This window comes from Streptococcus sp. CF8_St5-17, from assembly GCF_024295665.1.
Lineage (GTDB): Bacteria > Bacillota > Bacilli > Lactobacillales > Streptococcaceae > Streptococcus.
Map to the genome: position 1 here is coordinate 200,477 of NZ_JANCOU010000003.1, position 10,305 is coordinate 210,781.

Annotated in this window: 6 protein-coding genes; all 6 read left to right on the forward strand. The window is 40.4% G+C overall.

Features of this window, described 5'->3' with window-relative positions; all coding sequences use genetic code 11:
• The first annotated feature begins 7 nt into the window (after positions 1-7).
• A complete protein-coding gene (locus tag NMM19_RS04390; protein WP_004250812.1) occupies positions 8-847 on the forward strand; it encodes a carbohydrate ABC transporter permease in 840 nt (279 codons plus the stop codon).
• Between the two features lie 443 nt (positions 848-1,290).
• Positions 1,291-1,743 (forward strand): YhcH/YjgK/YiaL family protein, encoded by a 453-nt coding sequence (locus NMM19_RS04395; protein ID WP_225750010.1) that lies wholly within the window; start codon positions 1,291-1,293, stop codon positions 1,741-1,743.
• Positions 1,744-1,763: 20 nt separating this feature from the next.
• Positions 1,764-2,414 (forward strand): YesL family protein, encoded by a 651-nt coding sequence (locus NMM19_RS04400; protein WP_254730134.1) that lies wholly within the window; start codon positions 1,764-1,766, stop codon positions 2,412-2,414.
• Between the two features lie 163 nt (positions 2,415-2,577).
• Entirely contained in the window at positions 2,578-3,495 is a 918-nt protein-coding gene (locus NMM19_RS04405) for a dihydrodipicolinate synthase family protein (protein WP_254730137.1), read from the forward strand.
• Positions 3,496-3,510: 15 nt separating this feature from the next.
• Positions 3,511-4,395 (forward strand): ROK family protein, encoded by an 885-nt coding sequence (locus tag NMM19_RS04410; protein WP_254730140.1) that lies wholly within the window; start codon positions 3,511-3,513, stop codon positions 4,393-4,395.
• A 311-nt stretch (positions 4,396-4,706) separates the two neighbouring features.
• Positions 4,707-10,305 (forward strand): alpha-L-fucosidase (locus NMM19_RS04415; RefSeq protein ID WP_254730143.1); only part of this gene is annotated, 5,599 nt, incomplete at its 3' end.

Here is a 10,305-nt window from a genome sequence, read left to right on the forward strand (position 1 = left end):
GACAGCTATGCAATCTACACAAAAGAAACCTTTAACAGCTTTCACTGTTATTTCAACCATCTTCTTGCTTTTATTGACTGTACTGTTTATCTTTCCATTCTACTGGATTTTGACAGGTGCATTCAAATCACAACCGGATACCATTATGATTCCACCACAATGGTTCCCTAAAGCTCCAACAATGGAGAACTTCCAACAATTGATGGTGCAAAACCCAGCCTTGCAATGGATGTGGAACTCAGTCTTCATTTCATTGGTAACAATGTTCTTGGTTTGTGCAACTTCATCCCTAGCAGGTTATGTATTGGCTAAGAAACGTTTCTATGGACAACGCATTCTCTTCGCTATCTTTATCGCTGCCATGGCTCTTCCAAAACAAGTTGTCCTTGTACCATTGGTACGTATCGTCAACTTCATGGGAATCCATGACACTCTTTGGGCGGTTATCTTGCCTTTGATCGGATGGCCATTTGGGGTTTTCCTCATGAAACAGTTCAGTGAAAACATTCCAACAGAATTGCTCGAATCTGCTAAAATCGATGGATGTGGTGAGATTCGTACTTTCTGGAGCGTAGCCTTCCCTATTGTGAAACCAGGATTTGCAGCTCTTGCAATCTTTACCTTCATCAATACATGGAATGACTACTTCATGCAGTTGGTTATGTTGACATCTCGTAACAACTTGACCATCTCACTCGGGGTTGCGACTATGCAGGCTGAGATGGCAACCAACTATGGTTTAATTATGGCAGGGGCTGCTCTTGCAGCTGTGCCAATCGTAACAGTCTTCCTTGTCTTCCAAAAATCCTTCACTCAAGGTATTACTATGGGAGCCGTTAAAGGTTAATACTCTGCGAAAATTGAATATAGTACAATCTGTTTATCAGTATGCAGAAGTATAGTTGATAGACTAAGAGAATACAGGATATATAAGTGTCTACAAAATGGAGAGGAGTTGGTTACTTCAGGAAGTTTTGTTAGACACTTATAAACTTAATTTTTGACTTTTTAGCTACTATTTAGAATAGTTATTTCCCATCTTAGTGGTATCCAAGATAAGTATGTTGTACTTATCTTGGACGGAGTTTTTGAGAGTAAAATAGTTCGGGGAACTATTTTAGCCTGAGCCTAGAAATGAATGAGCGAGGAGCTCAAAAATTAGGTCTTTCATTTCATGGTTTTCTAAAATCATCCACTGGATAATTTTACCTTCCGTCCGCACTATTTAAGGGAAATGGTAAAAAAGATAAATCAAATTGGAAATAAGCATCAGAAGTAAAGGAAATTACTATGATTTTTGATGATTTAAAAAACATTAGCTTTTACAAGGGAATTCACCCAAATCTGGACAAAGCTATAGATTATCTCTATGAGCATCGTAAGGATACTTTTGAATTAGGTAAATACGATATTAATGGGGATAAGGTCTTTCTAGTTGTACAGGAAAATGTTCTCAACAAAGAAGAAAATGATCGCTTTGAGCATCATAAAAACTATGCAGATTTGCATTTGTTAGTTGAAGGACATGAGTATTCTAGCTACGGTTCTCGCATCAAAGATGAGGCTGTAGCCTTTGATGAAGCCAGTGATATTGGCTTTGTTCATTGTCACGAACAATACCCACTTTTGTTGGGATATCACAATTTTGCAGTTTTCTTCCCAGGAGAACCTCACCAGCCTAACGGTTATGCAGGTATGGAAGATAAAGTTCGCAAATATTTATTTAAAATTTTAATCGATTAGTCAGTTAGGAGGAGCAAACAATGGCACATAAAGGATCTGGATTGATAAAAGCGGCATTTGATACGGATAACTTTCTGATGCGTTTTTGCGAGAAGGTTTTAGATATTGTGACGGTTAACCTACTCTTTGTTGTGTCTTGTTTGCCTATTGTGACTATTGGAGTAGCTAAAATCAGTCTCTATCAGACAATCTTTGAAGTGAAGCGCAGCCGTCGTATTCCTGTTTTCAAAATTTATATTAGAGCCTTTAAGCAAAATTTGAAATTAGGTTTTCAGTTAGGTTTGCTGGAATTAGGAATCTTTTTGATCAGTGTGGTTGACTTATCACTATTTTGGAGTCAAACTGGAGTTGCCTTTCAACTCATTAAAGCTATTTGTTTGGGAATTCTGATATTTTTAACACTAGTTATGTTAGCTAGCTATCCAATTGCTGCACGCTATGAATTAACTTGGAAAGAAGTGCTCCAAAAGAGCTTACTTTTGGTAAGTTTTAACTTCGTGTGGTTCTTCTTGATGCTTGCGATTATTTTATTAATCATTATGCTTCTCTATCTATCAGGCTTTACTCTAGTGCTTGGTGGTTCAGCATTTCTACTCTTTGGCTTTGGTCTACTTGCCTTTTGCCAAGCCGGATTAATGGAAAAATTGTTTGCTAAATATCAGGCAGATTGAAAATGATATGAAACTACTTTCAAACAAGAAAAGCTATGGGAGATGAATAGAAATTAAAATCTAAGTGGCTGAGATGTATTGAAAGCGCTTTTCACAAGGTGTATACTAAAATTGTAAAAAATCAACTGCTCAAAGCAGAAAAAAGAAATCTTAGGAGAAATCTATGTCAGATTTAAAAAAATATGAAGGTGTCATTCCTGCCTTCTACGCATGTTATGATGATGCAGGTGAAGTTAGCCCAGAACGTACTCGTGCCTTGGTGCAATACTTCATTGATAAAGGTGTTCAAGGGCTTTATGTCAACGGTTCTTCAGGTGAATGTATCTACCAAAGCGTAGAAGACCGCAAATTGATTTTGGAAGAAGTCATGGCTGTTGCTAAAGGCAAATTGACCATCATTGCTCACGTAGCTTGTAACAATACCAAAGACAGTATCGAGCTTGCTCGCCATGCTGAAAGCTTGGGAGTAGATGCTATTGCAACAATCCCACCAATTTATTTCCGCTTACCTGAATACTCAGTTGCAAAATACTGGAACGACATCAGTGCAGCAGCACCAAATACAGACTATGTTATCTATAACATTCCTCAATTGGCAGGAGTTGCTTTGACTCCAAGTCTTTACACAGAAATGTTGAAGAACCCACGTGTGATTGGTGTTAAAAACTCTTCAATGCCAGTTCAAGATATCCAAACTTTTGTTAGTCTTGGTGGCGAAGATCATATCGTCTTTAATGGTCCAGATGAACAATTCCTTGGTGGTCGTCTCATGGGTGCTAAAGCTGGTATCGGTGGTACTTATGGTGCTATGCCAGAACTCTTCTTGAAACTCAACCAATTGATTGCAGATAAAGACCTAGAAACAGCGCGTGAATTGCAATATGCAATCAATGCTATCATTGGTAAATTGACTGCTGCACATGGAAACATGTACGGTGTTATCAAAGAAGTCTTGAAAATCAATGAAGGACTTAATATCGGATCAGTTCGTTCTCCACTTACACCAGTGACCGAAGAAGATCGTCCAGTTGTTGAAGCAGCTGCTCAATTGATTCGTGAAACTAAGGAGCGTTTCCTCTAATCAATAGGAGGCTTTATGACTAATTACGTTGCAATTGATATTGGTGGAACTAATATCAAATATGGTTTGATTGACCAAGATGGACAACTGGTAGAGTCTCACGAAGTAGCAACTGAGGCACATAAGGGTGGTCCACACATTTTACAAAAAACAAAAGACATTGTAGCTAGCTATCTCGAAAAAGGTCCAGTAGCAGGTGTGGCTATTTCCTCAGCGGGAATGGTTGATCCTGATAAGGGTGAAATTTTCTATGCTGGTCCACAGATTCCAAATTATGCTGGAACCCAATTTAAAAAGGAAATTGAAGCTAGCTTTAATATTCCTTGTGAAATTGAAAATGATGTTAACTGTGCAGGCCTTGCTGAAGCTGTCTCTGGTTCAGGAAAGGGTGCAAGTATTACCCTTTGTTTGACAATTGGGACGGGTATCGGTGGTTGCTTAATCATTGATGGCCAAGTTTTCCATGGCTTTAGTAATTCTGCCTGTGAGGTTGGTTATCTGCACATGCAAGATGGAGCTTTCCAGGATTTAGCGTCTACGACAGCTCTTGTTAAGTATGTAGCAGACGCACATGGAGATGAAGTGGAACAGTGGAACGGTCGCAGAATTTTCAAAGAAGCTACCGAAGGCAATAAACTCTGCATGGAGGGGATTGACCGTATGGTGGATTACCTTGGTAAGGGTCTCGCAAATATTTGTTATGTTGCCAATCCAGAAGTTGTCATCCTTGGTGGTGGCATTATGGGGCAAGAAGCAATTTTGAAACCAAAAATCCGTAAGGCTTTGAAAGATTCGCTTGTTCAAAGTTTGGCAGACAAGACTCGACTTGAATTTGCCCACCATCAGAATACTGCTGGTATGCTCGGAGCATATTATCATTTCAGAACCAAACAGTCCTAAATTGGCTTTGCCAATTTAGGTTTTTTTGGCAGGAAAAAAGTTAGGTAAAACTTTAATAAAACTTTGGAAGCCCTTGCATTTCTTGGAATAATATAGTATATTTATTATACTGAGAAATCTCGAAAAAGCGTTTGTAAAATCAAGTCATTTTTTTATTCAGAAAAAATGTAAGCGATTTCTAAAATGAATTTAAACAGAAGATAAGAGTGGGAGGAAGAAGAGTTTTAAAGTAGGTACTGAGAAATAAAATTGTCGCCAGAGAAACTGGGCTCTTGCAGTAGCTGACTGCTTTTGTTCATTAGGAGAATTTGATGAAACAGTATTTTTTTGAAAGAAGTCGTATATTTAGTATTCGTAAACTAACGGTTGGTGTAGCCTCTGTGGCAGTTGGACTGGCTTTTTTTGCATCTGGAAATGTTGCCGCTAACGAAGTTGTGACAGAGCCAAAACTGGAAGTAGAAGGTCAAGCAAAAGAAGTAATCGATGTTGATAAAGAAAAAGCGGAAGCAGTTAAGGAAACTAAAGAAGTAGTGAGTCCTGTTAATGAAGAAGTTGCTAAACAAGCAGCTCCTGCTACAGAAAAAGTAACAGAAGAGGCTAAAACTACTGAAGAGGCTGGAGATTTACTTCCAGAAGAAATTCCTGACCGTGCTTATCCTGATACGCCAGTGAAAAAAATTGATACTTCAGCTATTGTATCAGAAAAGGATAGCCCGAAAGTAGAAACTAAGAGTATTCTAAAAGCTGAAGAAGCAAGTGCAACTGGAGGAGAGAAAGAAAATAGAGCCATTATCAATGGTGGTCAGGATCTCAAACATATTGACTATGAAGGACAACCAGCTACATCTGCGACTATGGTTTATAGCATTTTTAGCTCTCCACTTGCAAATGGTGGGAAGCAGGATTATCTCAATTCTGGCTCTGGTATCTTTGTTGCACCAAATATTATCTTGACAGTAGCACACAACTTCTTAGTCAAGGATGCGGATACCAATGCGGGATCTATCCGTGGTGGTGATACTGCTAAATTCTACTACAATGTCGGTTCAAATAGTCCAAGGGTAAGATCTTTGCCAAACTCAGGTAAGACGGTTATTTTCAAGGAAAAGGATATCCATTTTTGGAATAAAGATAAGTTTGGTGAAGGTTACAAGAATGACCTAGCCTTGGTCGTAGCACCTGTTCCACTTCAAATCGCTAGTCCAAATAAGGCCGCAACCTTCACTCCTCTGGCAGAGCATCGGGAATACAAAGCTGGAGAACCTGTTAGTACCATTGGTTATCCTACAGATTCAAGCTCACCAGAATTGAAGGAGCCGATTGTTCCAGGACAGTTGTATAAGGCTGACGGTGTTGTTAAAGGTACTGAAAAATATGATGATAAGGGAACAGTAGGTGTTACCTATCGTTTGACTTCTGTATCAGGCCTTTCTGGTGGCGGTATTATCAACGGTGATGGCAAAGTCATCGGAATTCACCAACGTGGTACTGTTGACAATATGAACATTGCTGAAAAAGATCGTTTCGGAGGAGGTTTGGTCTTGTCTCCAGAACAACTAGCTTGGGCTAAAGGCATCATTGAAAAATACGGTGTCAAAGAAGGCTGGTATCAAGGTGACAACGATAATCGCTATTACTTTGATTCAAAAGGACAATTACTCAGAAATACCACAGCTGTCATCGGTGGAAACAAGTATGCCTTTGATAATAGTGGACTTGCTACCCTAGTTGAAGGTGTTGACTATGGTCGTGTAGTTATCGAACATGTGGACCAAAATGATAACCCAGTCAAAGAAAACGATACTTTTGTAGACAGGGCAGAAGTTGGAGCACAATTCAATTATAACTACAAATCGGAAATTGAAAAAACAGATTTCTACAAGAAGAATAAAGAAAAATATGAGATTGTTTCAATTGGTGATTCTCCAGTCAATAAACAATTGAAAGACGCTTGGGATGAGGATCATAGTGTTGTGAGCAAGGCTCCCGCAGGAACTCGTGTCATTAAAGTAGTCTATAAAGTTAACAAAGGTTCCTTTGAGGTTCACTATCGCTTGAAAGACTCTGATAAAGAGTTGACGACTGCAGATGTGGACAATAACGAAGGTAAAGAATACGATGTTTCCTTTGTTCATAAATTCCAAGCTAAAGAAATTGCAGGTTATCGTGCAGTCAATGCAAGTCAAGAAGCAACTATCAAGCATAAAGGGGTGAATGAAGTTATTTTTGAATACGAAAAGATTGAAGATCCAAAACCAGCAACTCCTGTAACTCCAGTGGTTGATCCAAAAGATGAAGAAACTGAAATTGCTGCTTACGGTCCACTTCCAAGCAAGGCTCAGTTGGACTACCACAAGGAAGAATTGGCTGCCTTCATCCACTATGGTATGAATACCTATACTAACTCTGAGTGGGGTAACGGTAGAGAAAATCCTCAAAACTTTAACCCGACTAACCTTGATACAGACCAGTGGATTAAGACATTGAAGGACGCTGGATTCAAACGAACAATCATGGTTGTCAAACACCATGACGGATTTGTAATCTATCCTTCTCAATATACAAAACATACCGTAGCTGCTAGTCCATGGAAAAATGGTAAGGGTGACCTTCTTGAAGAAATCTCAAAATCAGCAACTAAGTATGACATGAATATGGGTGTGTACCTATCACCATGGGATGCAAATAATCCAAACTATCACGTGAATACTGAAAAAGAGTACAACGAATACTACCTTAACCAACTCAAGGAAATCCTTGGCAATCCTAAATACGGAAATAATGGTAAATTCATCGAAGTATGGATGGACGGTGCTCGTGGTAGCGGAGCTCAAAAAGTAACCTATACCTTTGACAAGTGGTTCGAGTACATCAAGAAAGCTGAAGGGGATATCGCTATCTTCTCTGCTCAACCGACAAGCGTACGTTGGATTGGTAATGAACGTGGGATCGCTGGAGATCCAGTTTGGCATAAAGTCAAGAAAGCTAAAATCACCGACGATGTGAAGAATGATTATCTCAATCATGGGGATCCAGAAGGAGATATGTACTCAGTCGGTGAAGCAGACGTTTCCATCCGTTCAGGTTGGTTCTACCATGACAATCAACAACCAAAATCAATCAAAGATTTGATGGATATTTACTTCAAGTCTGTTGGTCGTGGAACGCCACTTCTACTCAATATTCCACCTAATAAAGAAGGTAAATTCGCAGAAGCAGACGTCGCTCGCTTGCAAGAATTCCGAGCAACATTGGATCAAATGTATGCGACTGACTTCGCTAAGGGTGCAACAGTTACTGCAAGCTCTACTCGTAAGAATCACTTGTATCAAGCAAGCCACCTAACAGATGGTAAGGATGATACGAGCTGGGCACTAGCAAATGATGCTAAGACAGGTGAATTCACTGTCGATCTTGGTCAAAAGAGACGCTTTGACGTAGTCGAACTCAAAGAAGATATCGCTAAAGGTCAACGTATCTCTGGCTTCAAGGTTGAAGTTGAGCTCAATGGACGTTGGGTACCATACGGTGAAGGGTCAACTGTTGGTTATCGTCGCCTTATCCAAGGTCAACCAGTAGAAGCACAAAAAATTCGCGTGACCATTACTGGTGCACAAGCGACACCTATTTTGACAAACTTCTCTGTTTATAAGACACCAAGCAGTATTGAGAAAACAGACGGCTACCCTCTAGGATTGGATTACCATTCAAATACAACAGCTGATAAAGAAAATACAACTTGGTATGACGAATCTGAAGGTATCCGCGGAACATCTATGTGGACAAACCAAAAAGATGCAAGTGTAACCTACCGCTTCACTGGAACAAAAGCATATGTAGTATCTACAGTGGATCCAAACCACGGTGAAATGTCAGTTTACGTAGATGGTCAGAAGGTTGCAGACGTGCAAACCAATAATGCATCTCGTAAACGTAGCCAGATGGTTTATGAAACAGATGATTTGGCTCCAGGTGAACATACCATCAAACTTGTTAACAAGACTGGTAAACCTATTGCGACTGAAGGTATCTACACTCTTAACAATGCCGGCAAAGGTATGTTTGAGATGAAAGAAACAACTTATGAAGTTCAAAAAGGTCAACCGGTTACTGTAACCATTAAGCGTGTTGGTGGTAGCAAAGGAACAGCAACAGTCCATGTTGTAACAGAACCAGGAACAGGGGTTCATGGTAAAGTGTACAAGGACACAACAGCTGACTTGACTTTTCAAGATGGTGAAACTGAGAAAACAATCACGATTCCAACGATTGACTTTACAGAGCAAGCTGATTCAATCTTTGACTTCAAAGTGAAAATGACTAGCGTTTCTGATAATGCCCTCCTTGGTTTTGCTTCAGAAGCTACGATTCAAGTGATGAAGGCAGAACTACTCCAAAAAGACCAGACAAGCTATGACGATCAAGCAACTCAGCTTGACTATAGCCCAGGTTGGCACCATGAAACCAATTCATCAGGTAAATACCAAAACACTGAGTCTTGGGCATCATTCGGTCGATTGAATGACGAGCAAAAGAAAAATGCTAGTGTAACAGCCTACTTCTACGGAACAGGTCTTGAAATCAAAGGTTTTGTTGATCCTGGACATGGTATCTACAAGGTTACTCTAGATGGTAAAGAACTTGAGTATCAAGATGGCTTAGGGAATGCGTCTGAATACAATGGTAAGAAATACTTCAGTGGTACAGCTACTACCCGTCAAGGTGGTCAGACTCTCGTTCGTTTGACTGGACTCGAAGAAGGTTGGCATGCTGTAACCTTGCAATTGGATCCAAAACGTAATGATACTACGAGAAATATTGGTATCCAAGTTGACCAGTTCATCACTCATGGTGAAGATAGTGCTCTTTATACCAAAGCAGAGTTAATCCAAGCCATGAAGAGCTGGAAGGATGAGTTGGTTAAGTTTGACCAGACAAGCTTGAAGAATACTCCAGAGGCACGTCAAGCCTTTAAGTCAAACTTGGACAAATTATCTGAGCAACTTTCAGCAAGTGATGCCGATGCACAAGAAGTTCTGAAAACAGCAACAGCTTTGCAAACGATCCTTGATAAGGAGGGAAATTACGGTGCAGATGATACGCCAACACCAGATCAGCCAGAAGAACCAAACTATGACAAGGCTATGGCAAGTCTGACCGAAGCGATTGAAAGAAAAACAGCTGAACTCGGTGATGACAAGGAAGCTAAGAAGAAGCTAGTCGCACTAACAGAGCAAGCCTTGGCAGCCATCCAAGAAGCTAAGACTCAGGATGCGGTAGATAAGGCCTTGCAAGCAGCTTTGGCATCTATTAACAGTCTTCAGGCGACTCCGAAAGAGGAGCCGGCTCCAGAAGAACCAAAACAGCCAGAAGAGCCAAACTATGACAAGGCTATGGCAAGTCTGACCGAAGCGATTGAAAGAAAAACAGCTGAGCTCGGTGATGACAAGGAAGCTAAGAAGAAGCTAGTTGCATTAACAGAGCAAGCCTTGACAGCCATCCAAGAAGCTAAGACTCAGGATGCAGTAGATAAGGCCTTGCAAGCAGCTTTGGCATCTATCAATGAGCTTCAAGCAACTCCAAAAGAGGAGCCAGCTCCAGAAGAACCAGCACAGCCAGAGGAACCATCAAAACCAGAAGAGTCTAAAGTTGACTACCATAAGGCAATTGCAGATTTGACTGAAGCTATCGAGAAAAAAGCAACAGAACTTGCCGATGATGTAGCTGCTCAGGAAAAACTCGTTGAACTTGGAGAACAAGCTCTTGCAACTATCCAAGAAGCTAAGACTCAGGATGCAGTAGATAAGGCCTTGCAAGCAGCTTTGGCATCTATCAATGAGCTTCAAGCAACTCCAAAAGAGGAGCCAGCTCCAGAAAAACCAACACAACCAGAGGTACCAAGCAAACCAG